The following is a 24239-nucleotide window of genomic DNA, read 5'->3' on the forward strand; positions in this document are numbered from 1 at the left end:
ACGGGGCCTACCCCGTCGTCTGCGTTGCAGCCTGAGGAGCGTTCATGAAATACCGCCTGGGTAACCTGCGCGTCGAAACCCACCCCACCAGTTGGGCTGCCCCCAATGCCACGCTGATTGGCAACGTGCGCCTGCAAGCCGATGCCAGCGTGTGGTTCGGCGCGGTGCTGCGCGGCGATAACGAGCTGATCGACATCGGCGAGGGCAGCAACGTGCAAGATGGCACGGTAATGCACACCGACATGGGCTCACCGCTGACCTTGGGCAAGGGGGTGACCGTTGGTCACAACGCCATGTTGCATGGCTGCACGGTAGGCGACTACAGCCTGGTGGGTATCAATGCCGTCATCCTTAATGGTGCGCGCATTGGCAAGCACTGCATCATCGGCGCCAATGCACTGATCCCCGAGGGCAAGGAAATTCCAGACGGTTCGCTGGTGATGGGCTCGCCGGGCAAGGTCGTGCGCGAATTGACCGAGCAGCAGAAGCGCATGCTGGAAGCCAGCGCCGCGCATTACGTGCACAATGCCCAGCGTTATGCACGTGAGTTGGTGGTTGATGATGAGTGAAAGGGTAGAGCGGCCGGTGGCCTCGCCGTGCGTCAGCATTTGCGCGCTGGATGAGCAGGATATCTGCACCGGGTGCCAGCGTACCGTGGCCGAAATCGGCCGCTGGGGGCGGATGGACAATGACGAGCGCCGGGCGGTGCTGAAGTTGTGCCATGAGCGCGCAGTACAAGCCGGGCTCGTCCTCTAGGCGCGGCGTTGCCTGTCGAGGGGGCTAGCGGTACTCTGTAGGGCTTGCCCACAGATGACCCGCCATGTTCTATCTGATTGCCTATATCAGCAGCGTAGTGCTGATCAACTACGCCTTCTCCAGTGCCCCGCACCTGGACATCATCTGGTCTGCCTGGGGCGGCCTGGTATTCATCCTGCGCGACATGGTGCAGACCCGCTTCGGTCACGGTGCCCTGGTCGCCATGCTGGTGGCGCTGGTGCTGTCGTATGTCACTTCCGAGCCGGCCATCGCGCTGGCCAGTGCCACTGCGTTCTTCATCTCCGAGCTGATCGACTGGCTGGTGTTCAGCATCACCCGTCGGCCGCTGCGCGATCGCCTGTGGCTGAGCTCGGCGCTGAGTATTCCGGTGGACACCTTCATCTTCTTCGGCATGATCGGGGCCTTGACCCCGGCGGTGGTCGGCACGGCCATGGCCTCGAAGTTCGCCGGTGTCACCGCCGTGTGGCTGGCCATGGCATTTCGCGCCCGGCGGGCTGCCGTCGCGGGTTGATGGTGTAGAATAGCGGTCCTTTTTCAGCGGGCCACACCAAGCCTGGTGCGGCCCCGGATGCCTTCGAGGACCTGAAATGACCCGTATCGGAACCCCATTGTCGCCCACCGCGACCCGTGTACTGCTCTGCGGCTGTGGCGAGCTGGGCAAGGAAGTGGTGATCGAGCTGCAGCGCCTGGGCGTCGAAGTAATCGCCGTCGACCGTTACGCCAATGCCCCGGCCATGCAGGTGGCGCACCGCAGCCATGTGGTCAACATGCTCGATGGCGTTGCCCTGCGCGCGGTGATCGAGGCCGAGAAACCGCACTACATCGTTCCGGAAATCGAAGCCATCGCCACCGCCACCCTGGTCGAGCTGGAAAACGAAGGCTTCAACGTAGTACCGACCGCGCGTGCCACCCAACTGACCATGAACCGCGAAGGCATCCGCCGCCTGGCTGCCGAAGAGCTGGACCTGCCAACCTCGCCGTACCACTTCGCCGACACCTTCGAGGACTACGCCAAGGCCGTTGCCGACGTGGGCTACCCGTGCGTGGTCAAGCCGGTGATGAGCTCGTCGGGTAAGGGCCAGAGCCTGCTGCGCAGCGATGCCGACCTGCAGAAGTCGTGGGACTACGCCCAGGAAGGCGGCCGCGCTGGCAAAGGCCGGGTGATCGTCGAGGGCTTCATCGACTTCGAATACGAGATCACCCTGCTGACCGTGCGCCACGTGGGGGGCACCACCTTCCTCGAACCTGTCGGCCACCGTCAGGAGAAGGGCGACTATCAGGAATCCTGGCAGCCACAGGCCATGAGCCCCAAGGCGCTGGCTGAGTCGCAGCGCGTGGCCAAGGCGGTCACCGATGCCTTGGGTGGTCGCGGCCTGTTTGGCGTAGAGCTGTTCGTGAAGGGTGACCAGGTGTGGTTCAGCGAAGTGTCGCCGCGCCCGCATGACACCGGGCTGGTAACCCTGATTTCCCAGGACCTGTCGCAATTCGCCCTGCATGCCCGCGCCATTCTTGGCCTGCCGATTCCAGTGGTGCGTCAGTTTGGTCCGTCGGCCTCGGCAGTGATCTTGCCGGAAGGGCAGTCGCAGCAGACCAGCTTCGCCAACCTGGGGGCGGCGCTGAGCGAGCCCGATACCGCCATTCGCTTGTTTGGCAAGCCGGAAATCAATGGTACCCGCCGTATGGGCGTGTGCCTGGCGCGTGACGAGTCGGTGGAGCTGGCGCGGGCCAAGGCGACCCGCGCTTCGCAGGCGGTCAAGGTAGAGTTCTGATTCGACTGGGGCCGCAACGCGGCCCCAATTGCTTACAGTTCGGTATTGCGAGTCTCTTTCAGGCACAGCACAGCAATCAGGCTGATCACCGCCGCTGCCGACACATAACCCCCCACCCAACTCAAGCCGCCCATGCTCACCAGCTTCTGGGCAAAGAACGGTGCCGCCGAGGCGCCGACGATGCCGCCCAGGTTATACGCCGCCGAAGCCCCGGTATAACGCACATGAGTCGGGAACAGTTCAGGCAGCAGTGCCCCCATCGGTGCGAAGGTCACGCCCATCAGGAACAGCTCGATGGCCAGGAACAGCGCCACGCCCGTGGTCGACCCCGACGTCAGCAGTGGTTCCATGGTAAAGCCCGAAGCGATCGCCAGCAGGCCGCCCACGATCAGCACCGGCTTGCGCCCGTAGCGGTCGCTGAGCCACGCCGACAACGGTGTGGCCAGGGCCATGAACACCACTGCGAAGCACAGCAGGCCAAGGAACGTCTCGCGGCTGTAGCCCAGCGTGGTCACGCCATAGCTCAGCGAGAACACCGTGGAAATGTAGAACAGCGCGTAGCACACCACCATGGCCGCAGCGCCCAGCAAGGTTGGCAGCCAGTATTTGGAGAACAGGTCGACCACCGGCATTTTCACCCGCTCATGGCGGGCAACGGCCTTGGCGAACACTGGGCTTTCTTCGAGCTTCAGGCGTACATACAGGCCCACCAGCACCAGCGCGGCGCTGAGCAGGAACGGAATACGCCAGCCCCACTCACGGAACTGCTCGTCACTGAGCACCAAGGCCAGGGTCAGGAACAGCCCGTTGGCAGCCAAGAAGCCGATCGAAGGGCCTAGCTGCGGGAACATGCCGAACCAGGCCCGCTTGCCTTCAGGGGCATTCTCGGTAGCCAGCAGGGCCGCGCCGCCCCATTCCCCGCCCAGGCCCAGGCCTTGGCCAAAACGCAGCAGGCAAAGGATGATCGGTGCCCACATGCCAATGCTGTCGTAGCCCGGCAGTACGCCGATGGCCGTGGTGCAAACGCCCATCAGCAGCAGCGAAGCGACCAGCGTCGACTTGCGGCCAATGCGGTCGCCAAAGTGACCGAACAACGCCGAGCCCAGCGGGCGGGCGAGGAAGGCGATACCGAAGGTGAGGAAGGCAGCCAGCATTTGCGCGGTGCCCGACTCGGACGGGAAGAACACCGGGCCGATCACCAGGGCTGCGGCAGTGGCGTAGACGTAGAAATCGTAGAACTCGATAGCGGTGCCGATGAAGCTGGCGGTGGCGACCCGCGCAGGCGAGTTGACCGGCGCGGCAGGCGCTTGGGCATAGGTGCTGCTTGTCATTAAGTAGGTCCCTAACAGTCTGGTCCGGCTCCATGGGCTTGGCCAGCGTCGGCGTGCAATGCAAAGGGCAGGCACGGTTGCGCGGGCGCCGGAGCGTTTTGTTGTTGTGCGCGCCCGACTGACGATAGCCCAAGGGGGATAGGGGCGGGGCGGGCACTGTTCGGGGTGTTGAAGCAGGACCGCGGGGCGTGTCAGTGGAGCGGACTGGCCGTGGAGCGCCGGGTGCGGGTAGCAGGCGTGACGGCGGGGCTGGGTAAGCGTGACCCGAGTATAGCTATCGGGTCACGGTCCACACCAGTACCTTGCTGGCACAATTGTCCTCTGTTTCGAGGATTTCCAGGCGATAGCGGCCGATCTTCAGGCAAACAGCGCTCTCCGGGATGCTTTCCAGCGCTTCGGTAACCAGCCCGTTGAGGGTTTTCGGCCCACCGTCGCAGGGCAGGTGCCAGCCCAAGGTGCGGTTGATTTCACGTAACGAAGCCGTGCCGTCGATGACGAAGGTGCCATCGGGCTGCGGGTGCACGTGAGGGTTTTCCAGGCTTTGCTCGTCCTCGAACTCGCCGACGATCTCTTCGAGGATGTCTTCCAGGGTGACGATGCCCAGTACCTCGCCGTACTCGTCCACCACCACGCCCAAGCGGCGTTGTTGTTTGTGGAAGTTCAGCAGTTGCATTTGCAGGGGCGTGCTTTCGGGTACGAAATAGGGTTCGTAGCAGGCGCTGTGCAGCGCATCCAGGGTCAGCTCGGCCTTGGGCAGCAGGTGGCTGATCAGCTTGGTGTTGAGGATGGCTTCGACTTGGTTGATGTCGTTGTGGTAGACCGGCAGGCGGGTGTGGCGGCTGACGATCAACTGCTCGATGATGCGCCCGATCGGCTCGTCGAGGTTGATGCCGTCCACTTCGTTACGTGGCACCAGGATGTCGTTGACGGTGACCTTGTCCAGCGACTGCAGGCCGTCGAGCAGGCCGTGGCGAGGTGGTTCGTGTTCCTCGTCGTCGTCGAAGTCATCCGATTCCTGAGCATGCAAGGCCACGGCTGTGGGCTGTACGCGGAACGGGCGCAGCAGCAGCTTGGCGAAGCCGTCCAGCAGGTAGGCCAGCGGCTGCAGCAGGGCGAGGGGGACTTTCAGCAGGCTGGTGCCCAGGCTGACGAACGCCTGCGGGTTGCGCCGGGCCAGGCGCCGCGGCAGGTATTCGGCGAACACCAGCAAGCTGAGGGTGGCGGCCAGACCGGCCAGCCAGAAGCCGTGCTCGCCACTGTAGCGCTGGCCCACCAGGCAGGCCAGGCCCAGTACCAGCAGTTTGCCCAGGCTGGCACACAGCACCAGGGCCTGGGCTGGCAGCATGGGCTGGCCATCTTCGCCAGCGCGTTGCGTGCCATTGAGTTGCAAGCGGGCGGCATCCACGGCGGTGAACAGTGCTGACCACAACAGGGCCAGTGCCAGTGTGCCGAATAGCGGTGCGTACGGCAGGGTGTCCATGGGCGGCCGTCAGATATGCAAGATGAATTCGCGAACCAGCTTGCTGCCGAAATAGGCCAGCATCAGCAGGCAGAAACCGGCCAGCGTCCAGCGGATGGCCTTGTGGCCCCGCCAGCCCAGGCGGGTACGGCCCCACAGCAGCACGCTGAACACCACCCAGGCGACACAGGCCAGCAACGTCTTGTGCACCAGGTGCTGGGCGAACAGGTTGTCGAGGAACAGCCAGCCGGAGATCAACGAAAGCGACAGCAGGCACCAGCCGGCCCAGAGAAAGCCGAACAGCAGGCTTTCCATGGTTTGCAGCGGTGGGAAGTTGCGGATAAGCCCGGACGGGTGCTTGTTCTTCAACTGGCGGTCCTGCAGCAGCAACAGCAGTGACTGGAAAACCGCGATGGTGAACAGCCCATAGGCCAGGATCGACAACAGGATATGGGCGAGAATGCCCGGTTCTTCGTTTATCAGTGGCACCGTGCCGGGTGGTGCGAACTGCGCCAGCAACGCTGTCACCGCGCCCAGCGGGAACAGCAACAACAGCAGGTTTTCTACCGGTATGCGCAGGCAGGCCAGCAGGGTCAGGGTGATGACGGCCACGGCGATCAGGCTGGCGGCGCTGAAGAAGTCCAGGCTCAGGCCCAGCGGGGTGATCAACTGGAAGAACAGCGCGCCGGCCTGGGCCAGCACCGCGACGGCGCCCAGCAGGCCAAGCAGGCGCTTGTCGGCCTTGCGGCCCTGGGCCAGGTACGAGCCCTGGTAGATGGCCGCAGCTATATATAGGCCGGCAGCGATCAGGTTGGGGATGAGGCTGGGAGAGGAGACCATAAGTCCTGGTTGGCGAGCCTTAAAGAGACGGAGTTTGGCATAGATTCCGCTGCTCTAGGAAGACTGGTAGGCCGCGTCGCGGCATTCGCGGGTAAAGCCACCGAATATCTCCCAAGGTGTGCGCCGCCGCCGCACTTCGCTATAATCGCCGCCTTGCTGTGCCCGGCGGGTGTGTATTTCCCTGGGCGCCTGACAAACCTCGGCTTTTACTGGGCCTGAAAGGATCACCATGTTCGAAAACCTGACCGACCGCCTGTCACAGACGCTGCGCCATGTCACCGGCAAGGCCAAGCTGACCGAAGACAACATCAAGGACACGCTGCGCGAAGTGCGCATGGCCCTGCTCGAGGCCGACGTTGCCCTGCCGGTGGTCAAGGATTTCGTCAACAGCGTCAAGGAACGTGCGGTCGGCACCGAAGTCTCGCGTAGCCTGACCCCGGGCCAGGCATTCGTGAAGATCGTCCAGGCCGAGCTGGAAAGCCTGATGGGCGCGGCCAACGAAGACCTCGCACTGAACGCCGCCCCGCCTGCCGTGGTGCTGATGGCCGGCCTGCAAGGCGCCGGTAAGACCACCACCGCCGGCAAGCTGGCGCGCTTCCTTAAAGAGCGCAAGAAAAAGAGCGTGATGGTGGTGTCCGCCGACGTTTATCGCCCGGCGGCGATCAAACAGCTGGAAACCCTGGCCAACGACATCGGTGTCACCTTCTTCCCGTCCGATATCAGCCAGAAGCCGGTGGCCATTGCCGAAGCGGCCATCCGTGAAGCCAAGCTGAAGTTCATCGACGTGGTCATCGTCGACACCGCCGGCCGTTTGCACATCGACGCCGACATGATGGACGAGATCAAGGCGCTGCACGCCGCGGTCAAGCCAATCGAGACGCTGTTCGTGGTCGACGCCATGACCGGCCAGGACGCCGCCAACACCGCCAAGGCCTTTGGCGAGGCGCTGCCGCTGACCGGTGTGGTACTGACCAAGGTCGACGGTGACGCCCGTGGTGGTGCTGCGCTGTCGGTGCGTGCCATCACCGGCAAGCCGATCAAGTTCATCGGTATGGGTGAGAAGACCGAGGCTCTCGAGCCGTTCCACCCCGATCGCGTCGCTTCGCGCATTCTCGGCATGGGTGACGTGCTCAGCCTGATCGAGCAGGCCGAGCAGACCATCGACAAGGCCAAGGCCGACAAGCTGGCCAAGAAGCTGAAGAAGGGCAAGGGCTTTGACCTCGAAGACTTCCGCGACCAGCTGCAACAAATGAAGAACATGGGCGGCCTCGGTGGCCTGATGGACAAGCTGCCGAGCATCGGCGGGGTCAACCTGTCGCAGATGGGCAACGCCCAGGGCGCCGCCGAGAAGCAGTTCAAACAGATGGAAGCGATCATCAACTCCATGACCCCGGCCGAGCGCCGTGACCCTGACCTGATCAGCGGTTCGCGCAAGCGCCGTATCGCCCTGGGTTCCGGTACCCAGGTGCAGGACATCGGCCGCTTGATCAAGCAGCACAAGCAGATGCAGAAGATGATGAAAAAATTCTCTGCCAAAGGCGGCATGGCCAAGATGATGCGCGGCCTGGGCGGGATGCTGCCAGGCGGCGGTATGCCGAAGCTGTAACTTATTCCGGGTGCCTGCCTTTCGTCGGGCTGGCGCCCAGAACCCCCGCTGTAGTGGGGTAACGGCCGCGGATTTCGCGGCACAACCGGCAAATCTGGACGGTAGGGCATGGCCTTGCCGAAAAAGTCATTTGCAAATGTCCGTGTATTCCCCGAGAATATGCGGCCTTTTGGGCACCCGTGTGCCTATTTGGCATTCAGATTTGCAGTACCAGCTGCTGTATCAACTGCAGCACCGACTATAGGAACGATGTTCACATGGTAACCATCCGTCTGGCCCGTGGCGGCTCGAAAAAGCGCCCATTCTACCACCTGACCGTGACCAACTCGCGTAACGCCCGTGATGGCCGTTTCGTTGAGCGCGTAGGTTTCTTCAACCCGATCGCTGCTGGCGCCGAAGTTAAACTGTCGGTCAACCAAGAGCGCGTCACCTACTGGCTGAGCCAGGGTGCACAGCCGTCTGAGCGTGTTGCTCAGCTGCTGAAGGAAGCTGCCAAGGCCGCTGCCTGAACAGTATGAACGCGACGCCAGAAAAGGCTGACGACCTGATCGTCGTTGGCAAGATTTTTTCGGTTCACGGCGTTCGCGGCGAGGTGAAGGTGTATTCCTTTACCGATCCGATTGAAAACCTGTTGGATTATCCGCGCTGGACGCTTCGGCACGAAGGCAAGGTAAAGCAGGTCGAGCTGGTCAGCGGTCGTGGCTCCCAAAAGGGCCTGGTCGTGAAGCTCAAAGGCCTCGAAGATCGCGATGAAGCCCGTCTTCTGAGCGGTTACGAAATCTGCATTGCGCGGAGCCTTTTGCCCAACCTGGCTGCCGACGAGTACTACTGGTACCAGTTGGTCGGTCTGAAGGTCATCAACCAGGACGAACACCTGTTCGGCAAGGTCGATCACCTGTTGGAGACCGGTGCGAACGATGTAATGGTGGTCAAACCCTGCGCAGGCAGCCTGGATGATCGCGAGCGTCTGTTGCCCTATACGGCGCAATGCGTGCTGGCAATCGACCTGGAAGCAGGCGTGATGCGGGTTGAGTGGGACGCGGACTTCTAAACGATGGGTAACCTTCGCGTAGACGTCATCACGTTGTTCCCCGAGATGTTCTCGGCCATCACGGAGTACGGCATTACCAGCCGCGCGGTGAAACAGGGGTTGCTTCAGGTAACTTGCTGGAACCCGCGGGACTACACCACAGATCGTCACCACACGGTAGATGATCGGCCGTTTGGCGGTGGTCCGGGCATGGTGATGAAAATCAAGCCTCTGGAAGATGCCCTGGTTAGCGCCAGGCAAGCGACCGGAGCTGCGGCAAAGGTGATCTACCTTTCGCCACAAGGCCGCAAGCTGACTCAGCAGGCGGTCAAAGGCCTGGCCGAACAGGAATCGTTGATCCTGATCGCCGGTCGTTATGAAGGCATCGACGAGCGCTTTATCGAGGCTCATGTCGATGAGGAGTGGTCGATTGGCGACTATGTGCTTTCCGGTGGCGAGCTGCCGGCCATGGTACTGATCGATGCGGTTACGCGGCTGCTGCCCGGAGCTTTAGGGCATGTGGACTCGGCGGAAGAAGATTCCTTCACCGACGGTCTGCTCGATTGCCCGCACTACACCCGACCTGAGGTGTATGCGGATCAGCGTGTTCCCGACGTGTTGCTAAGTGGCAACCATGCACATATCCGGCGTTGGAGGATGAAGCAGTCCCTTGGTAGGACCTTCGAACGACGCGCCGATCTTCTGGAAAGTCGCTCGCTTTCTGGAGAAGAGAAGAAGCTGCTCGAGGAATATCTCCGCGAGCGGGACGATAGTTAAACGTATCGATGGTGGATCACGTATCCATCTTAGGAGCACAGCATGACCAACAAGATCATCCAGCAGCTCGAAGCCGAGCAGATGAGCAAGGAAATCCCGACCTTCGCACCAGGCGACACCGTTGTCGTTCAGGTTAAAGTGAAGGAAGGTGAGCGTTCCCGTCTGCAGGCGTTCGAAGGCGTCGTTATCGCCAAGCGTAACCGCGGTCTGAACAGCGCCTTCACCGTGCGCAAGATCTCCAGCGGCGTTGGCGTAGAGCGTACCTTCCAGACCTACAGCCCGCAAATCGACAGCCTGGCCGTGAAACGTCGTGGTGACGTGCGTAAAGCCAAGCTGTACTACCTGCGCGACCTGTCCGGCAAAGCCGCTCGCATCAAGGAAAAACTGTCCTGAGTACAGTTTGCCCGGTGGCCGAGGCCGCCTAGCGAGAAAAAAGCAGCCTTCGGGCTGCTTTTTTGCGTTTTGAAACCCCGAAGATGTGATTGCCATGACTACCCGAGACCAGGAAATCCAGCGCCGCACCGAGCTGTCGGTGACCCGCGTGACCAAGGCGGTGTTCCCCAACACCACCAACCACCACAACACCCTGTTCGGCGGCACCGCACTGGCCTGGATGGACGAAGTGTCGTTCATCGCCGCCACGCGCTTCTGCCGCCTGCCGCTGGTGACCGTTTCTACCGACCGCATCGACTTCAAGCACCCGATCCCGGCGGGCTCGATCGTCGAGCTGGTGGGGACGGTGATCAAGGTCGGCAATACCAGCTTGCAGGTGCAGGTGGATGTGTTTGTCGAGAACATGTACCTGGACGGCCGTGAGCGGGCGATCCATGGGGTGTTCAGCTTCGTCGCCATCGACGAGGACAAGCGCCCGGTGCCCGTGCTGCCAAGCGCCTGAAGATCAGGGTTCTGGCGCTGGCTCGATCAACGCCACCAGGGTCCAGCCCGGTTGCGGCTGCAGCGGGTTGTCGGGGCTGGCTACATGCACCCAGCCATGGCCATCGCGGGCGAACAGCAGGAGTGCACGTTCGCCATGCAGTGCCTGGTAGGCATCCCAGCCAAAGCCTTCGGTGAGGTTGGTGCTGTACAACTCGGCGCCTTGATGCAGGCGGTTGGCCAGTTGCAGGTAGGTCATCGGGTTGGCCCCCAGCAGATGGCCACGATGCTCCTCGGCCGCCCGGTGCTTGTCGCTACGTTGTTTCTCCAGGCCGCTGGCCAGCACGAACAGCCGCCCGTGCCCGAAATCATGGCGAAACCTTGCGCAGGCCAGGGCATTGATTTCGCCAGCGGGAGAAAGGCCCAGCAAGTGCCCGAGGCCGACCAGGTCCAGGTGGGCATCGGCATGCTGCGAGGCGGGGTTGCCAAAATAGGTCGGAAGACCGTCCATGCGCGCAGCGCGGATGTTTTCCCAGCTGGAGTCCGTCAGCAACACCCGGCAGCCCAGCTGCTGCAGGGCTTTGGCGATGGCGCGGGCTGGTTCGTTGGCACCGACGATGAGAAACCCGCTGGGTGCTGGTTCGGCGACCTTGAGCAGGCGTGCCAGCGGCCTGGCCGTGGCGCTTTGCAGTACCACCGTGCCGATGATCACCGCGAAGGTCAGCGGCACCAGCAGCAGGGCGTCCTGGTGGCCGGCCTGGTGCAGGCGGATGGCAAAGATAGCGGAAACAGCGGCTGCGACGATGCCGCGGGGCGCAATCCAGGCCAGCAGTGCGCGCTCGCGCCAGCTGAGTGTCGAGCCCAGCGTGGACAGCCACACGTTGAGCGGGCGTGCCACCAGCTGGATCACCAGCAACAAGGCCAGCACCGCAGGGCCGAGGCCTAGCAGGGCATGCAGGTCAAGGCGCGCGGCGAGCAGGATGAACAGGCCGGAAATCAGCAGTACGCTGAGGTTTTCCTTGAAGTGCAGGATTTGTCGCACATCGACCCCGCGCATGTTGGCCAGCCACATGCCCATCACAGTCACCGCCAGCAGCCCGGATTCATGCATGATCTGGTTGGCGGCGATGAAAATGCCCAGTACCGCCGCCAGCGATGCGAGGTTGTGCAGGTACTCCGGTAGCCACTGCTCGCGCATGATCTGCCCAGCAGCCACCCGCCGGCCGCGCCCAAGGCTGTGCCGCAAAAAATCACCCCGGCAAAAGTGGTCAGGCTCTGGCTCAGCCCGTTGCCATCGGCGCTGGCGATGATGAAGCTGTACACCACCACGGCGAGTAGCGCGCCGATGGGGTCGATCATGATCCCCTCCCAGCGCAGGATGTTGGCGATCGTCGACTTTGGCCGCACCACGCGAAGCATGGGTACGATCACCGTGGGCCCGGTCACTAGGGTCAGGGTGCCGAACAGAATCGACAGCGGCCAGTCGAACCCGAGTAGCCAGTGGGTCGCCAGGGCGATCACCAGCCAGGTGAGCAGGGCACCCACGGTGACCAGGCGATGCACCACGCTGCCGATCTCGCGCCACTGCGACAGGTGCAGGGTCAGGCTGCCTTCGAACAGGATCAGTGCCACTGCCAGCGACACCAGCGGCATCAGCAACGGGCCGAACAGTGCTTCGGGATCGAGCCAGCCCAGTGCCGGGCCGGCGATGATCCCGGCCAGCAGCAGAAACAGAATCGCCGGCAGTTTCAGGCGCCAGGCCAGCCATTGGCAGGCAAGCGCGGCGGCACCGATACCGCCGACGCTGAGAAGAATCTGCTGTTCGCTCATACGGGCTCCCTATGCCTGCAGTGTTATGAAAGACTAAGCGTCAATTCGCCGTTTGCCACCGAGTCTTCATGCCCGCCCTCGATCACCCCCTGATAGACCAGTTTCTCGACGCCCTGTGGCTTGAAAAAGGCCTGTCCGACAACACCCGAGTGTCCTACCGCAGTGACCTGGCCTTGTTCAATGGCTGGCTGCAGGAGCAGGCAGTGTCGCTGCCGGATGCCGGCCGCGAGCTTATCCTCGATCACCTGGCCTGGCGCCTCGACCAAGGCTACAAGCCGCGCTCCACGGCGCGCTTCCTGTCCGGCCTGCGTGGTTTTTTCCGCTACCTGCTGCGGGAAAGGCTGGTGGCCATCGACCCGACCTTGCAGGTCGACATGCCACAACTGGGCAAACCACTGCCCAAGTCACTCTCCGAAGCCGATGTCGAAGCCCTGCTGCAGGCACCGGACCTGGGCGAAGCCATCGGCCAGCGCGACCGTGCCATGCTCGAAGTGCTCTATGCCTGCGGCCTGCGCGTCACCGAGCTGGTCAGCCTGACCCTCGACCAGGTCAACCTGCGCCAGGGTGTGCTGCGGGTAATGGGCAAGGGCAGCAAGGAGCGCCTGGTGCCCATGGGTGAAGAGGCGGTGGTGTGGCTGGAACGCTACCAGCGCGATGGCCGCGCCGAACTGCTCAACGGCCGCCCCAGCGACGTGCTGTTCCCCAGCCTGAGAGGCGAGCAGATGACTCGCCAGACCTTCTGGCACCGCATCAAGCATCATGCCCGGGTTGCTGGCATCGACAAGCCGCTGTCGCCGCACACCTTGCGGCATGCCTTCGCCACCCACCTGCTCAACCACGGTGCCGACTTGCGTGTGGTGCAGATGCTGCTGGGCCACAGCGACCTGTCGACCACGCAGATCTATACCCACGTCGCCAAGGCCCGCCTGCAGCAGTTGCACGCCCAGCACCACCCGCGTGGATGAATGTTTTTCATGTTCCGCCGGCCGGTCCTTGCCAGCCCCTTCACCGGCAGCGTGATGTGGTAGGCTTGGGCGGTTTGCACCAAGGGCCGCACGGTCACCGCGTATTTTCCGCAGGTGGCGCCCTCCGGCCCCTGTCCGCCTTCAGGAGTTCCCATGCGCGTGACCCAGTTTTTCGCCGCCGCCGCTTTGGCGCTGGCCAGTACCTTTGCCGTCGCTGCGGCAACCGATAGCAACGCCGGTGCCGAGCAGGCCATCCGTAAATCGTTGCAGAACCTAGAGCTGGAAGTGCCCGTGGAAAGCGTGGCCAGCAGCCCCCTCAACGGCCTGTATGAAGTCAAGCTGCAGGGCGGTCGCGTGCTCTACGCCAGCGCCGACGGCCAGTTCGTGATGCAGGGTTACCTGTTCCAGATCCAGGACGGCAAGCCGGTCAACCTCACCGAGAAGACCGAACGTCAAGGCATCGCCAAGCTCATCAACGGCATTCCAGCCGCCGAGATGGTGGTTTATCCTGCCAAGGGCGAGACCAAGTCGCATATCACCGTGTTCACCGACACCACCTGCCCGTACTGCCACAAGCTGCATGCCGAAGTGCCCGAGCTGAACCGTCGCGGTATCGAAGTGCGCTATGTCGCGTTCCCGCGTCAGGGCCTCGGCTCGCCGGGTGACCAGCAGTTGCAGGCGGTGTGGTGCTCCAGCGACCGCCGTGGGGCGATGGACAAAATGGTCGAAGGTGAAGAAATCAAGGCCGCCAAGTGCACCAATCCTGTCAGCAAGCAGTTCCAGCTGGGCCAGTCGATCGGTGTCAATGGCACGCCGGCCATCGTCCTTGAAAGCGGCCAGGTCATTCCGGGCTACCAGCCGGCACCGCAAGTTGCCAAGCTGGCACTTGCCAAGTAATTCAATCAAGTACGCCGTCGTCATGGGGTGACGGCATGTTTCACGGTCGGCAAGCGTGTCGACCGTTCAATGGGGAGTTCACAGTGAAACCGGTCAAAGTAGGCATCTGTGGGTTGGGGACCGTCGGTGGCGGAACCTTCAATGTACTTCAGCGCAACGCCGAGGAGATTGCCCGCCGTGCCGGGCGCGGTATTGAAGTGGCACAGATCGCCATGCGCTCGCAGAACCCGAACTGCCAGATTACCGGTACCCCCATTACCGCTGACGTGTTCGAAGTTGCGAGCAACCCGGAGATCGACATTGTCATCGAGCTGATCGGTGGCTATACCATCGCCCGCGACCTGGTGCTCAAGGCCATCGAAAACGGCAAGCACGTGGTCACCGCCAACAAGGCGCTGATTGCCGTGCACGGCAACGAAATTTTCGCTAAAGCCCGCGAGAAGGGCGTCATTGTCGCCTTCGAAGCGGCTGTGGCCGGTGGCATCCCGGTCATCAAGGCTATCCGCGAAGGCCTGTCGGCCAACCGCATCAACTGGCTGGCCGGCATCATCAACGGCACCGGCAACTTCATCCTCACCGAAATGCGTGAGAAGGGCCGCGCCTTCCCGGACGTGCTCGCCGAAGCGCAGGCGCTGGGTTACGCCGAAGCCGACCCGACGTTCGACGTCGAAGGCATCGACGCCGCGCACAAGCTGACCATCCTGGCGTCCATCGCGTTCGGCATTCCGCTGCAATTCGACAAGGCCTACACCGAAGGCATCACCCAGCTGACCACGGCGGACGTGAACTACGCCGAGGCCCTGGGCTACCGCATCAAGCACCTGGGTGTTGCCCGTCGCACCGCCGAAGGTATCGAGCTGCGCGTGCACCCGACGCTGATCCCAGCCGACCGCCTGATCGCCAACGTCAACGGCGTGATGAACGCCGTCATGGTCAACGGTGACGCGGCCGGGTCTACCCTGTACTACGGCGCGGGCGCTGGTATGGAGCCCACCGCTTCGTCGGTGGTCGGCGACCTGGTCGACGTGGTCCGTGCCATGACCTCCGACCCGGAAAACCGCGTGCCGCACCTGGCCTTCCAGCCAGACTCGTTGTCGGCCCACCCGATCCTGCCGATTGAAGCCTGCGAAAGCGCCTACTACCTGCGCATTCAGGCCAAGGATCACCCGGGCGTACTGGCCCAGGTGGCCAGCATTCTCTCGGAGCGTGGCATCAACATCGAGTCGATCATGCAGAAGGAAGCCGAGGAGCAGGACGGCCTGGTGCCGATGATCCTGCTGACCCATGGTGTGGTCGAGCAGCGTATCAACGATGCCATCATCGCCCTGGAAGCCCTGCAGGACGTGGTCGGCAAGGTTGTGCGCATTCGCGTCGAACAGCTCAACTAACAAAATTAGTGCCGTCGGGCCGCCAGCGCGGCCCCGGCCCCAGCATCGAAGGTTTGCACCCATGCGCTATATCAGTACCCGCGGCCAGGCACCGGCCCTGAATTTCGAAGACGTGCTGCTGGCTGGCCTGGCCAGTGACGGCGGCTTGTACGTGCCGGAAAACCTGCCACGCTTCACCCAGGAAGAAATCGCCTCGTGGGCCGGTCTGCCGTACCACGAGCTGGCTTTCCGAGTGATGCGCCCGTTCGTCGAAGGCAGCATCGCCGACGCCGACTTCAAGAAGATCCTCGAAGAAACCTACGGCGAGTTCGCCCACGCGGCGGTCGCACCGCTGCGCCAGCTGAACAGCAACGAATGGGTGCTGGAGCTGTTCCACGGCCCGACCCTGGCGTTCAAGGACTTTGCCCTGCAGTTGCTCGGCCGTCTGCTCGACCACGTGCTGGCCAAGCGCAACGAGCGCGTGGTGATCGTCGGCGCCACCAGTGGTGACACCGGTTCTGCCGCCATCGAAGGCTGCCGCCGTTGCGACAACGTCGACATCTTCATCCTGCACCCGCACCAGCGCGTGTCGGAAGTGCAGCGTCGGCAGATGACCACCATCTTCGGCGACAACATCCACAACATCGCCATCGAAGGCAACTTCGACGACTGCCAGGAAATGGTCAAGGCCAGCTTCGCCGACCAGTCGTTCCTCAAGGGCACCCGCCTGGTAGCCGTCAACTCGATCAACTGGGCGCGGATCATGGCCCAGATCGTCTACTACTTCCACGCAGCGCTGCAGTTGGGCGGCCCGGCGCGCTCGGTGGCGTTCTCGGTACCGACTGGCAACTTCGGCGACATTTTCGCCGGCTACCTGGCGCGCAACATGGGCCTGCCGGTCAGCCAGCTGATCGTCGCCACCAACCGCAACGACATCCTGCACCGCTTCATGAGCGGCAACCAGTACGTCAAGGACACCCTGCACGCGACCTTGTCGCCGTCGATGGACATCATGGTCTCGTCCAACTTCGAGCGCCTGCTGTTCGACCTGCACGGCCGCAACGGGGGGGCGATTGCCGAGCTGATGGCCAACTTCAAGCAAGGTGGCGGCTTCAGCGTCGAGCAAGACCGCTGGACCGAAGCGCGCAAGCTGTTCGACTCGCTGGCTGTGAGCGACGAGCAAACCTGCGAGACCATTGCCGAAGTATTCGCCGCCACCGGTGAAGTGCTCGACCCGCATACCGCGATCGGCGTCAAGGCTGCCCGCGAGTGCCGCCGTAGCCTGGATACGCCGATGGTGGTGCTGGGCACCGCGCACCCGGTCAAGTTCCCGGAAGCGGTGGAGAAGGCCGGTGTGGGCAAGGCGCTGGAACTGCCGGCGCACCTCAGCGACCTGTTCAGCCGTGAAGAGCGTTGCACGGTGCTGGCCAATGACCTGAAAGCTGTACAGGGCTTTGTCAGCCAGCACGGCAACCGCGGCAAGCCGCTGTAACTGAGTGGGTTTGGGGGGCCGCTACGCGGCCCCAGCTTCTCGGACTTTTCCCACGATCGCCTCTGAAAAACCCTATTCAGCCTGCTGGGCGCAACGCCTAGATTAGCCGGTCCTCCCATCCGGAGCGGCTCATGCACCAGACCTACGTGTTGATCCACCAGGCACGCCCATCCCACCAGATCCTGCTGCACCAGGCGCTCAATAGCCAGGGTGTCTTCAACGTGCGCATCAGCGCGAGCACCGGTGACCTGGATGCCTGCCTCAGCGCTGAGCATCGCCCCGATTTGCTGATCCTCGACCACGCCATGCCAACGCGGGCCGGTCTTGCCTTGCTCGCCCAGCAACACAATGCGCGCGCATTGCTGTTCGTCGGCCAGCCCGCGCCCAATCGTCAAAACCTTGCCCAAGAGGCCAGAAAACGCGGCCTGTGGGTGCTCGCCGAGCTGCCCTGGCCGCTGTCGATGCCGGGCCTGCAGCACGCCCTGCAAACACTGCAGGTGCGCCCAGGGCGGTGTAGTAAAGCTGTCATGTCGGCCCCGCATGCTCACTGAGACAGCCGCAGTGTGACGAACTTTCTGCTGTGCCTGTTGGTCAGTTCCTTTAGATCCCACCACGCAGCGAGTGATCCGGATGGAAAGAATCTGCAGCCTGCTCAACGACGCCCTAGCCCCCTATCAGGCACACCTCGGCAGCGCCGATGCCAGTGGCAATCGCCAATTGACCGTTCATGACCACCTTGCCGGTATTACCTTGCGGCGCATGGTCAGCGAGCGACAGTTGCAGGAGCAACGCCTGCTGATCGATTTGGTGGATGGCTTGCACCGTGACTTGCAAATAGCAGAAGGGCGTTTGCAGCCGTGTGTGATTGCCGCATTGCAGCAGCGTCAGCAACCCCAGGGAACCTTTGCCTGAGTGGCTTATCAGACACAGTAGGGGCAGCCGGCCAGCGCTTTGCTCCGGCGCTGGCAGGGCTGTCACGGGAAGTCTCCAAGGACTTTCGCTTGGCCCCGGCGTCTTCCCCAGCGTCCGGGGTTTCTTTTTGGGTTCTGCGCAGTCGCCTGTAGGCGCGGCTTTTTTTGGCGCGATGGGCTGCAACTACTGCGCTTCGAAGAAACGCTTGCTCTCTTCCAGGTAGTCTTCCTGCAACGCAGGGTCCAGCCAGCGCGCATACAGCGCCGGCAATACATCCTGGCGCAGCCTGGGTAACAGCTGATCGATATGCGCAATCGCTTCGCGCCCCAGAGGGTTGTCCGAGCAACCCACATGCAGAAACTGATAGCGTTCTACCCCCTGCACAGGATGAAACTGGTAATCAGCCAGTGAACCACCTTGTTGCTGGATGAGATAGCGCACCTCAGGCCAGTAGCCGAGCACCAGGCGCAAACGCCCCAGTTGTTGCATCTGCAGCAGGTTGGCAGTGGCGTCGTTGCCATAATGGCGGCTGAGCGCGGTGTCGGGCAACTGACGCAGAATGGCGTCGATCTGCGTGCCGTAACTGCGTTCTGCAACAATCCCCAGCTTCAGCGCGTTGTTGCTCAGCAAACCATGCAGGTCTACCTGCTGGCCGTCGAGGTAGGGCGCCATCAGCGCCTGGTTTTCCTTGCGCAGCACCAGCCCGCCGCTGACCACACCCAGCGACGGCATGGAAAAACGCACGTATTCGGCCCGTTCCGGGGTCCATAGCAGGGTCGGGTCGCAGGTGAAGCTGTTGCGGTCTTGCAGCATCTGAAGGCCGCGGGCGCGGTTGACCCGCAAAATGGTGTGGTCGTACTCGGGCATCTGCCCGATCAGCAGTGGCAACAACTGGTCGATCACCCCCTGGCCTTTTTCCGGGCCTTCGAAAATGGTGAACGGCGGCAGGTCGCGCACCAGCCAGAAGATGTGTTCCTTGGCACTGACAGGCTGTAGCAGCAGTGCGGGCAATAGCCCGCACAGCAGGACCAGGTGACGTAGGCAGCGGGCCGCGCGCATGAAACCGGGCAGCGCCAGAGTCAGACCGTGCCTGCTACGCGCAGGCTGGCGATGGCCGCCGCGTCATAGCCCAGGCTGGCGAGCAGTGCCTCGGTGTGCTCGCCAAGGGCCGGGCCGACCCATTCGCTGGAACCGGGGGTCTCCGACAACTTGGGCACAATGCCGGGCATGCGAAATGGCTTGCCATCCGGCAGCTTGGCCTGCAGGAACATCTCGCGTGCCAGGTACTGCGGGTCGTTGAACATGTCTTCGGCTGAATAGATACGGCTGGCCGGTACTTCGGCGGTGGTAAGCACCTGCATCAATTGCTCCAGCGGCAGGCTGTTGGCCCAGCGATCGATCACCCCGTACAACTCGTCACGACGCAGGTCGCGGCCGTCGTTGCTGGCCAGGGTCGGGTCGTCGGCCAGGTCGTCGCGGCCGATCGCTTGCATGAAGCGCTTGAAGATCGCATCGCCGTTGGCGCCGATCTGCACATGCTTGCCGTCGGCGCTGGTGTGGATGGAGGAGGGCGTAATGCCTGGCATGATGTTGCCGGTGCGTTCGCGGATAAAACCGAACACATCGAATTCCGGGACCATGCTTTCCATCATGGCAAAGATCGCTTCGTACAGCGCCACGTCCACCACCTGGCCCTGGCCGCCATTGACTTCCCGGTGGCGCAACGCCATTAGTGCGCCGATCACCCCCCACAGGGCGGCAATCGAATCACCGATGGAAATGCCCGTGCGCACCGGCGGGCGGTCGTCGAAACCGGTGATGTAGCGCAGGCCGCCCATCGACTCGCCCACCGCGCCGAAGCCCGGCTGGTCTTTCATCGGCCCGGTTTGGCCAAAGCCTGACAGGCGCACCATTACCAGGCGCGGGTTCAGCGCATGCAGTACATCCCAGCCCAGGCCAAGCTTTTCCAGCACGCCTGGGCGAAAGTTTTCGATCAGGATGTCGGCCTCGGCCAGCAGGCGCTTGAGAATCTCGCGCCCCTCGGGGTGCTTGAGGTTGAGGGTGAGCGACTGTTTGTTGCGGGCCTGCACGAACCACCATAGCGACGTGCCCTCGTACAGCTTGCGCCACTTGCGCAACGGGTCGCCGCCATCGGGCGATTCGACCTTGACCACCTCGGCGCCGAATTCGGCACAGATACGCGAGGCGAACGGCCCGGCGATCAAGGTGCCGAGTTCGACAACTTTAAGGCCGGCGAGGGGTTTGCTGGGCGTCGACATGGGGCATCCGTGGCAGTTGGGCAGTGCCGTGGTTTTATCACACGTCGGTTTCGCCGGGTACTGCTGCGGCGCATGGAAGGTGCGGATGGGGTAGACTGTGCCACTTTTCTTTTGCACGAAGCCCGTCGACCATGGCCCAGCCGTCCACCACCTACAAGTTCGAATTGAATCTCACCGACCTTGACCGCAACGTCTACGAAAGCGTCAAGCAGACCATCGCTCGCCACCCTTCGGAAACCGAAGAGCGTATGGCGGTTCGTCTGTTGGCGTATGCGCTCTGGTACAACGAGAACTTGTCGTTTGGCCGTGGCCTGTCGGATGTCGATGAGCCGGCGCTTTGGGAAAAGAGCCTGGACGATCGCGTGTTGCATTGGATCGAAGTGGGCCAGCCAGACGCCGACCGCCTGACCTGGTGCTCGCGCCGTACCGAACGCACCAGCCTGCTGGCCTACGGCAGCCTGCGGGTGTGGGAGGGCAAAGTGGTGAGCGCGGTCAAGAACCTGAAGAACCTGAGCATTGCCGCTGTACCGCAAGAGGTGCTGGAAACCTTGGCGACCGACATGCCGCGCAGCATCAAGTGGGACGTGATGATCAGCGAAGGCACGGTATTCGTCACCGACGACCGTGGCCAGCATGAGGTACAACTGCAGTGGCTGCTTGGTGAGCGTGGCTGAAGCAACCCATGCGCATCGAACCTCGCCCTCTGCCGCCGACCCTGCCATTTCTGGGTAATCTGCCACCTTTGCTCACCCGTCTGTACGCCGCGCGCGGCGTGCAGAGCGAGGCCGAGCTGGACAAAAGCCTGGCGCGCCTGCTGCCGTACCAGCAGCTAAAGGGCATCGAGGCCGGTGTCGACCTGCTGGTCGAGGCGCTCGACCAGCGCCAGCGTATCCTCATTGTTGGCGATTTCGATGCCGACGGTGCCACCGCAAGCACCGTAGGGGTGCTGGGCCTGCGCCTACTGGGTGCGGCCCATGTCGATTACCTGGTACCCAACCGCTTCGAGTATGGCTATGGCCTGACCCCGGAAATCGTCGAAGTGGCGCTGCAACGCCAGCCGCAACTGCTGATTACCGTGGACAATGGCATTTCCAGCGTCGAGGGTGTGGCGGCGGCCAAGGCCGCTGGGCTCAAGGTGCTGGTCACCGACCATCACCTGCCAGGCCAGCAGTTGCCCGACGCAGACGCCATCATCAACCCCAATCAGCCGGGCTGTACGTTCCCCAGCAAGTCGTTGGCCGGGGTAGGGGTGATCTTCTACGTGCTGATGGCCCTGCGCGCGCGACTGCGCAGCCTGGGCCGTTACGAGACGCAAGCACAGCCGAACATAGGCGAACTGCTCGACCTGGTCGCGTTGGGCAGCGTTGCCGACGTGGTGCCGCTGGATGCCAACAACCGCATCCTGGTGCACCAGGGCCTCGAGCGCATCCGCGCCGGTCGTGCCCGGCCAGGGCTGAAGGCGATTCTCGAAGTGGCCCGCCGCGATCACCGGCGTATCACCTCGACTGACCTGGGTTTCATCCTCGGCCCACGGCTGAACGCCGCCGGTCGCCTGGACGACATGAGCCTGGGCATTGAATGCCTGCTGTGCGAAGACGCGGCACTGGCCCAGGACATGGCCCAGCAGCTAGACGACCTGAACCAGGACCGCAAGTCCATCGAGCAGGGGATGCAACGCGAAGCCCTGGCCCAGCTCAAGGACCTGCCGGTCGAGTCGATGCCGTATGGTCTGTGTTTGTTCGATGCCGACTGGCACCAGGGTGTAATCGGTATTTTGGCGTCGCGCCTTAAAGAGCGTTATCACCGTCCAACCATTGCCTTTGCCGATGCCGGCGAAGGCATGCTGAAAGGCTCGGCGCGTTCGGTACCAGGGTTCCATATCCGCGACGCGCTGGATGCCGTAGCGGCCCGCCACCCGCAACTGATCAGCAAATTCGGCGGCCACGCCATGGCGGCGGGGTTGTCGTTGTCTGAAGGCAATTTCCAGGCGTTTGCCGAGGCGTTCGACGAAGAAGTGCGGCGCCAGCTGCGCGAGGAAGACCTGACAGGCCGGCTGTTGTCTGATGGCAGCCTGGCCGTGGAGGAATTCCACCTCGACCTGGCCAAGGCCTTGCGCCATGCCGGGCCGTGGGGCCAGCATTTCCCCGAGCCGCTGTTTCACGGCGTGTTCCAACTGGTGGAGCAGCGCGTGGTGGGCGAGCGGCACCTGAAGGTGGTGCTCAAGAGCGAGTGTGGTTCGGTGCGACTGGATGGCATCGCCTTCGGCGTTGACCGCGAAGTGTGGCCGAACCCGACCGTGCGCTGGGTCGAACTGGCGTACAAGCTGGATGTGAACGAGTTTCGTGGCAATGAAAGTGTGCAGTTGATGATTGCCCACATGGAGCCACGCTGAGCCCAACGCTCCCAGAGGGCCGGCGGCTGGTTCAGGGCTTGCGCAGTACCTGTGGGAGCGGGTTTACCCGCGAACACCGGCAAAGCCGGTGCCATTCACCGCGTCACATTCTTCACGGGTAAACCCGCCCCCGGTGTCAGGTGCAACGGCTATTGACTGATCTCGGATTGTTTTTTCCGCTGCCGGTTTTGCCAGTGCATTACGCCTGCTGCGACAAACGAGGCCAAACCAAGCAGTGAGAAGAACACAATGCCTTCCACTGCTTCCCGGTTGTACGTCTCGATCACATACACCAGATCTGAGTCGTAGGGAACATCTGAAATTCCTATCAGGTATGGGCCCGCTAAAATCTGCCTTTGACCGACCGCCAGCCACCCCAAAATCCCACGGAACATCCCCCCACCCATTCTGGTCTAGTCTGAAGTTATGACCGGACCTGGGCCAGGGACGTGCAATTGAGTGTCCGGGCCGGATCACCATTGGAGTCCTTGGGAGGTGCCCTCATGAGCCTGCTGCTTGAGCCTTACACCCTGCGTCAGCTGACCCTGCCCAACCGCATCGCCGTCTCGCCGATGTGCCAGTATTCCGCTATCGATGGCCTGGCCAACGATTGGCACCTTGTCCATTTAGGCAGCCGCGCCGTCGGTGGTGCGGGCCTGGTGATCACCGAAGCCGTGGCGGTCACCGCCGATGGCCGCATCACCGCCGAAGACCTCGGCCTGTGGGACGACACGCAGATCGCCCCGTTGCAACGCATCACTCGCTTCATCACCGCCCAAGGCGCCGTGCCCGGTATCCAGCTGGCACACGCCGGGCGCAAGGCCAGCACCTATCGCCCATGGCTGGGCAAGCAGGGTAGTGTGAAGCTCGAAGACGGCGGGTGGCAGCCGGTGGGCCCTTCGAAGATCGCCTTCGACCCGCAGCACACAGCGCCACGCGAGCTGACCGAGAACGAGATCCAGGGTGTTATCGACGCCTTCGTTGCCTCGACTGAGCGCGCCTTGAAGGCCGGTTTCAAGGTGGTGGAAATTCATGCTGCCCATGGCTACCTGTTGCACCAGTTCCTCTCGCCGCTGAGTAACCAACGCAGCGACGAGTACGGCAGCTGCTTCGAAAACCGCATCCGCCTGACCTTGCAAGTGGTGGAGGCCGTGCGCAAGGTCTGGCCGGCCGAGTTGCCATTGTTCGTGCGGGTATCGGCAACCGATTGGGTCGAAGATGGCTGGAACCCCGATGAAACCGTTGAACTGGCCCGACGTCTGCGAGGGTTGGGCGTAGACCTGATCGATGTGTCCTCTGGCGGGACCTCGGTAAACGCTGAAATCCCCACTGGCCCTGGCTATCAGACCCGCTTCGCCGAGCGCGTGCGCAAGGAATCGGAAATCGCCACCGGCACCGTGGGCATGATCACCGAACCGGCCCAGGCCGAGCATATTTTGCGCACCGGCCAGGCCGATATCATCTTCCTCGCCCGTGAACTGCTGCGCGACCCGTACTGGCCGTTGCATGCCGATGACGACCTGGGCGGCAACAAGGCGACCTGGCCTGCGCAGTACCAGCGCGCGACCAGCCGGGCCAACCCGATTCACGAGTCGGATCTGCGGGACTGATCCAGGCCTTTACGCGGTTGTTGTAGGAACGCA

25 protein-coding genes and 1 pseudogene are annotated in these 24239 nt (G+C 62.8%); 19 read left to right on the forward strand and 7 right to left on the reverse strand.

The window, feature by feature from the left end; translation table 11 throughout:
• Nucleotides 1-44: 44 nt before the first annotated feature.
• From AB5975_15560 to purT, 4 genes are all read left to right on the forward strand, one after another.
• On the forward strand, nt 45-569 hold the full coding sequence (locus AB5975_15560; protein XDR18110.1) for a gamma carbonic anhydrase family protein: 525 nt from the start codon (nt 45-47) through the stop codon (nt 567-569).
• Entirely contained in the window at nt 559-756 is a 198-nt protein-coding gene (locus AB5975_15565) for a DUF1289 domain-containing protein (protein XDR18111.1), read from the forward strand. The genes AB5975_15560 and AB5975_15565 overlap by 11 nt, the downstream gene beginning before the upstream one ends.
• 64 nt (nt 757-820) lie before the next feature.
• On the forward strand, nt 821-1288 hold the full coding sequence (locus tag AB5975_15570; GenBank protein XDR18112.1) for a VUT family protein: 468 nt from the start codon (nt 821-823) through the stop codon (nt 1286-1288).
• Between the two features lie 76 nt (nt 1289-1364).
• Nucleotides 1365-2546 carry a formate-dependent phosphoribosylglycinamide formyltransferase gene (gene purT / locus AB5975_15575; protein ID XDR18113.1) on the forward strand — a complete coding sequence of 394 codons (1182 nt, stop codon included), beginning with the start codon at nt 1365-1367 and terminating at the stop codon, nt 2544-2546.
• Between the two features lie 32 nt (nt 2547-2578).
• Here the strand turns inward: purT and AB5975_15580 are convergent, their stop codons facing one another.
• From AB5975_15580 to AB5975_15590, 3 genes are all read right to left on the reverse strand, one after another.
• Nucleotides 2579-3877 carry an MFS transporter gene (locus AB5975_15580; protein XDR18114.1) on the reverse strand — a complete coding sequence of 433 codons (1299 nt, stop codon included), beginning with the start codon at nt 3875-3877 and terminating at the stop codon, nt 2579-2581.
• Between the two features lie 274 nt (nt 3878-4151).
• Complete coding sequence (locus AB5975_15585; GenBank protein XDR18115.1) at nt 4152-5357, reverse strand: transporter associated domain-containing protein; 1206 nt, start codon at nt 5355-5357, stop codon at nt 4152-4154.
• A 9-nt stretch (nt 5358-5366) separates the two neighbouring features.
• A complete protein-coding gene (locus tag AB5975_15590) occupies nt 5367-6176 on the reverse strand; it encodes an inner membrane protein YpjD (protein XDR18116.1) in 810 nt (269 codons plus the stop codon).
• 229 nt (nt 6177-6405) lie between these two features.
• On the opposite strand from AB5975_15590, the gene ffh reads away from it, so the two are divergent.
• From ffh to AB5975_15620, 6 genes are all read left to right on the forward strand, one after another.
• Nucleotides 6406-7782 (forward strand): signal recognition particle protein, encoded by a 1377-nt coding sequence (gene ffh, locus AB5975_15595; GenBank protein ID XDR18117.1) that lies wholly within the window; start codon nt 6406-6408, stop codon nt 7780-7782.
• Between the two features lie 257 nt (nt 7783-8039).
• Nucleotides 8040-8291, forward strand: a complete 252-nt coding sequence (gene rpsP / locus AB5975_15600) for a 30S ribosomal protein S16 (protein ID XDR18118.1) — start codon at nt 8040-8042, stop codon at nt 8289-8291.
• Nucleotides 8292-8296: 5 nt separating this feature from the next.
• A complete protein-coding gene (gene rimM / locus AB5975_15605; GenBank protein XDR18119.1) occupies nt 8297-8833 on the forward strand; it encodes a ribosome maturation factor RimM in 537 nt (178 codons plus the stop codon).
• A 3-nt stretch (nt 8834-8836) separates the two neighbouring features.
• Entirely contained in the window at nt 8837-9589 is a 753-nt protein-coding gene (gene trmD / locus AB5975_15610) for a tRNA (guanosine(37)-N1)-methyltransferase TrmD (GenBank protein XDR18120.1), read from the forward strand.
• Between the two features lie 42 nt (nt 9590-9631).
• Nucleotides 9632-9982, forward strand: a complete 351-nt coding sequence (gene rplS / locus AB5975_15615) for a 50S ribosomal protein L19 (protein ID XDR18121.1) — start codon at nt 9632-9634, stop codon at nt 9980-9982.
• Between the two features lie 94 nt (nt 9983-10076).
• Nucleotides 10077-10484, forward strand: a complete 408-nt coding sequence (locus AB5975_15620) for an acyl-CoA thioesterase (GenBank protein ID XDR18122.1) — start codon at nt 10077-10079, stop codon at nt 10482-10484.
• Between the two features lie 3 nt (nt 10485-10487).
• Here AB5975_15620 and AB5975_15625 read toward each other — a convergent pair.
• Nucleotides 10488-12292, reverse strand: a pseudogene (locus AB5975_15625) (cation:proton antiporter).
• A gap of 68 nt (nt 12293-12360) precedes the next feature.
• On the opposite strand from AB5975_15625, the gene xerD reads away from it, so the two are divergent.
• The 6 genes from xerD (at nt 12361) to AB5975_15655 (ending at nt 17925) form a co-directional block, all read left to right on the forward strand.
• Nucleotides 12361-13257: a site-specific tyrosine recombinase XerD gene (xerD, locus tag AB5975_15630; GenBank protein XDR18123.1), complete on the forward strand. Its 897-nt coding sequence runs from the start codon at nt 12361-12363 to the stop codon at nt 13255-13257.
• A gap of 153 nt (nt 13258-13410) precedes the next feature.
• On the forward strand, nt 13411-14154 hold the full coding sequence (locus AB5975_15635) for a thioredoxin fold domain-containing protein (protein ID XDR18124.1): 744 nt from the start codon (nt 13411-13413) through the stop codon (nt 14152-14154).
• Between the two features lie 83 nt (nt 14155-14237).
• Nucleotides 14238-15542, forward strand: coding sequence for a homoserine dehydrogenase (locus tag AB5975_15640; protein XDR18125.1), 1305 nt, complete (start codon nt 14238-14240; stop codon nt 15540-15542).
• 61 nt (nt 15543-15603) lie between these two features.
• The gene (gene thrC / locus AB5975_15645) at nt 15604-17013 is read left to right on the forward strand and encodes a threonine synthase (protein ID XDR18126.1); all 1410 of its coding nucleotides are present in this window, start codon (nt 15604-15606) and stop codon (nt 17011-17013) included.
• A 131-nt stretch (nt 17014-17144) separates the two neighbouring features.
• Complete coding sequence (locus AB5975_15650; protein ID XDR18127.1) at nt 17145-17564, forward strand: response regulator; 420 nt, start codon at nt 17145-17147, stop codon at nt 17562-17564.
• 79 nt (nt 17565-17643) lie between these two features.
• On the forward strand, nt 17644-17925 hold the full coding sequence (locus AB5975_15655; GenBank protein XDR18128.1) for a DUF3509 domain-containing protein: 282 nt from the start codon (nt 17644-17646) through the stop codon (nt 17923-17925).
• Nucleotides 17926-18108: 183 nt separating this feature from the next.
• On the opposite strand, the gene AB5975_15660 is transcribed toward AB5975_15655, so the two are convergent.
• The gene (locus tag AB5975_15660) at nt 18109-18984 is read right to left on the reverse strand and encodes a TIGR02285 family protein (GenBank protein ID XDR18129.1); all 876 of its coding nucleotides are present in this window, start codon (nt 18982-18984) and stop codon (nt 18109-18111) included.
• Between the two features lie 20 nt (nt 18985-19004).
• The gene (locus AB5975_15665; protein XDR18130.1) at nt 19005-20204 is read right to left on the reverse strand and encodes a CaiB/BaiF CoA transferase family protein; all 1200 of its coding nucleotides are present in this window, start codon (nt 20202-20204) and stop codon (nt 19005-19007) included.
• A 131-nt stretch (nt 20205-20335) separates the two neighbouring features.
• Between AB5975_15665 and AB5975_15670 the strand changes: the two genes are divergently transcribed.
• Nucleotides 20336-20878, forward strand: a complete 543-nt coding sequence (locus AB5975_15670) for a YaeQ family protein (protein XDR18131.1) — start codon at nt 20336-20338, stop codon at nt 20876-20878.
• A gap of 8 nt (nt 20879-20886) precedes the next feature.
• Entirely contained in the window at nt 20887-22596 is a 1710-nt protein-coding gene (recJ, locus tag AB5975_15675; GenBank protein XDR18132.1) for a single-stranded-DNA-specific exonuclease RecJ, read from the forward strand.
• Between the two features lie 149 nt (nt 22597-22745).
• Here recJ and AB5975_15680 read toward each other — a convergent pair whose 3' ends face one another.
• Nucleotides 22746-22991 carry a hypothetical protein gene (locus AB5975_15680; GenBank protein ID XDR18133.1) on the reverse strand — a complete coding sequence of 82 codons (246 nt, stop codon included), beginning with the start codon at nt 22989-22991 and terminating at the stop codon, nt 22746-22748.
• Between the two features lie 108 nt (nt 22992-23099).
• Between AB5975_15680 and AB5975_15685 the strand changes: the two genes are divergently transcribed.
• Nucleotides 23100-24206 carry an NADH:flavin oxidoreductase/NADH oxidase gene (locus AB5975_15685; protein ID XDR18134.1) on the forward strand — a complete coding sequence of 369 codons (1107 nt, stop codon included), beginning with the start codon at nt 23100-23102 and terminating at the stop codon, nt 24204-24206.
• The last annotated feature ends 33 nt before the right edge of the window (nt 24207-24239 follow it).

The sequence above is a fragment of the Pseudomonas putida genome, assembly GCA_041071465.1.
Classification (GTDB): Bacteria; Pseudomonadota; Gammaproteobacteria; order Pseudomonadales; family Pseudomonadaceae; genus Aquipseudomonas; species Aquipseudomonas putida_P.

What these genes read in the sequence shown, in the direction of transcription:
- AB5975_15560 (XDR18110.1), top strand. Translation starts at nt 45, where the DNA reads ATGAAATACCGCCTGGGTAACCTGCGCGTCGAAACCCACCCCACCAGT.
- AB5975_15565 (XDR18111.1), top strand. Translation starts at nt 559, where the DNA reads ATGATGAGTGAAAGGGTAGAGCGGCCGGTGGCCTCGCCGTGCGTCAGC.
- AB5975_15570 (XDR18112.1), top strand. Translation starts at nt 821, where the DNA reads ATGTTCTATCTGATTGCCTATATCAGCAGCGTAGTGCTGATCAACTAC.
- purT (XDR18113.1), top strand. Translation starts at nt 1,365, where the DNA reads ATGACCCGTATCGGAACCCCATTGTCGCCCACCGCGACCCGTGTACTG.
- AB5975_15580 (XDR18114.1), bottom strand. Translation starts at nt 3,877, where the DNA reads ATGACAAGCAGCACCTATGCCCAAGCGCCTGCCGCGCCGGTCAACTCG.
- AB5975_15585 (XDR18115.1), bottom strand. Translation starts at nt 5,357, where the DNA reads ATGGACACCCTGCCGTACGCACCGCTATTCGGCACACTGGCACTGGCC.
- AB5975_15590 (XDR18116.1), bottom strand. Translation starts at nt 6,176, where the DNA reads ATGGTCTCCTCTCCCAGCCTCATCCCCAACCTGATCGCTGCCGGCCTA.
- ffh (XDR18117.1), top strand. Translation starts at nt 6,406, where the DNA reads ATGTTCGAAAACCTGACCGACCGCCTGTCACAGACGCTGCGCCATGTC.
- rpsP (XDR18118.1), top strand. Translation starts at nt 8,040, where the DNA reads ATGGTAACCATCCGTCTGGCCCGTGGCGGCTCGAAAAAGCGCCCATTC.
- rimM (XDR18119.1), top strand. Translation starts at nt 8,297, where the DNA reads ATGAACGCGACGCCAGAAAAGGCTGACGACCTGATCGTCGTTGGCAAG.
- trmD (XDR18120.1), top strand. Translation starts at nt 8,837, where the DNA reads ATGGGTAACCTTCGCGTAGACGTCATCACGTTGTTCCCCGAGATGTTC.
- rplS (XDR18121.1), top strand. Translation starts at nt 9,632, where the DNA reads ATGACCAACAAGATCATCCAGCAGCTCGAAGCCGAGCAGATGAGCAAG.
- AB5975_15620 (XDR18122.1), top strand. Translation starts at nt 10,077, where the DNA reads ATGACTACCCGAGACCAGGAAATCCAGCGCCGCACCGAGCTGTCGGTG.
- xerD (XDR18123.1), top strand. Translation starts at nt 12,361, where the DNA reads ATGCCCGCCCTCGATCACCCCCTGATAGACCAGTTTCTCGACGCCCTG.
- AB5975_15635 (XDR18124.1), top strand. Translation starts at nt 13,411, where the DNA reads ATGCGCGTGACCCAGTTTTTCGCCGCCGCCGCTTTGGCGCTGGCCAGT.
- thrC (XDR18126.1), top strand. Translation starts at nt 15,604, where the DNA reads ATGCGCTATATCAGTACCCGCGGCCAGGCACCGGCCCTGAATTTCGAA.
- AB5975_15650 (XDR18127.1), top strand. Translation starts at nt 17,145, where the DNA reads ATGCACCAGACCTACGTGTTGATCCACCAGGCACGCCCATCCCACCAG.
- AB5975_15655 (XDR18128.1), top strand. Translation starts at nt 17,644, where the DNA reads ATGGAAAGAATCTGCAGCCTGCTCAACGACGCCCTAGCCCCCTATCAG.
- AB5975_15660 (XDR18129.1), bottom strand. Translation starts at nt 18,984, where the DNA reads ATGCGCGCGGCCCGCTGCCTACGTCACCTGGTCCTGCTGTGCGGGCTA.
- AB5975_15665 (XDR18130.1), bottom strand. Translation starts at nt 20,204, where the DNA reads ATGTCGACGCCCAGCAAACCCCTCGCCGGCCTTAAAGTTGTCGAACTC.
- AB5975_15670 (XDR18131.1), top strand. Translation starts at nt 20,336, where the DNA reads ATGGCCCAGCCGTCCACCACCTACAAGTTCGAATTGAATCTCACCGAC.
- recJ (XDR18132.1), top strand. Translation starts at nt 20,887, where the DNA reads ATGCGCATCGAACCTCGCCCTCTGCCGCCGACCCTGCCATTTCTGGGT.
- AB5975_15680 (XDR18133.1), bottom strand. Translation starts at nt 22,991, where the DNA reads ATGTTCCGTGGGATTTTGGGGTGGCTGGCGGTCGGTCAAAGGCAGATT.
- AB5975_15685 (XDR18134.1), top strand. Translation starts at nt 23,100, where the DNA reads ATGAGCCTGCTGCTTGAGCCTTACACCCTGCGTCAGCTGACCCTGCCC.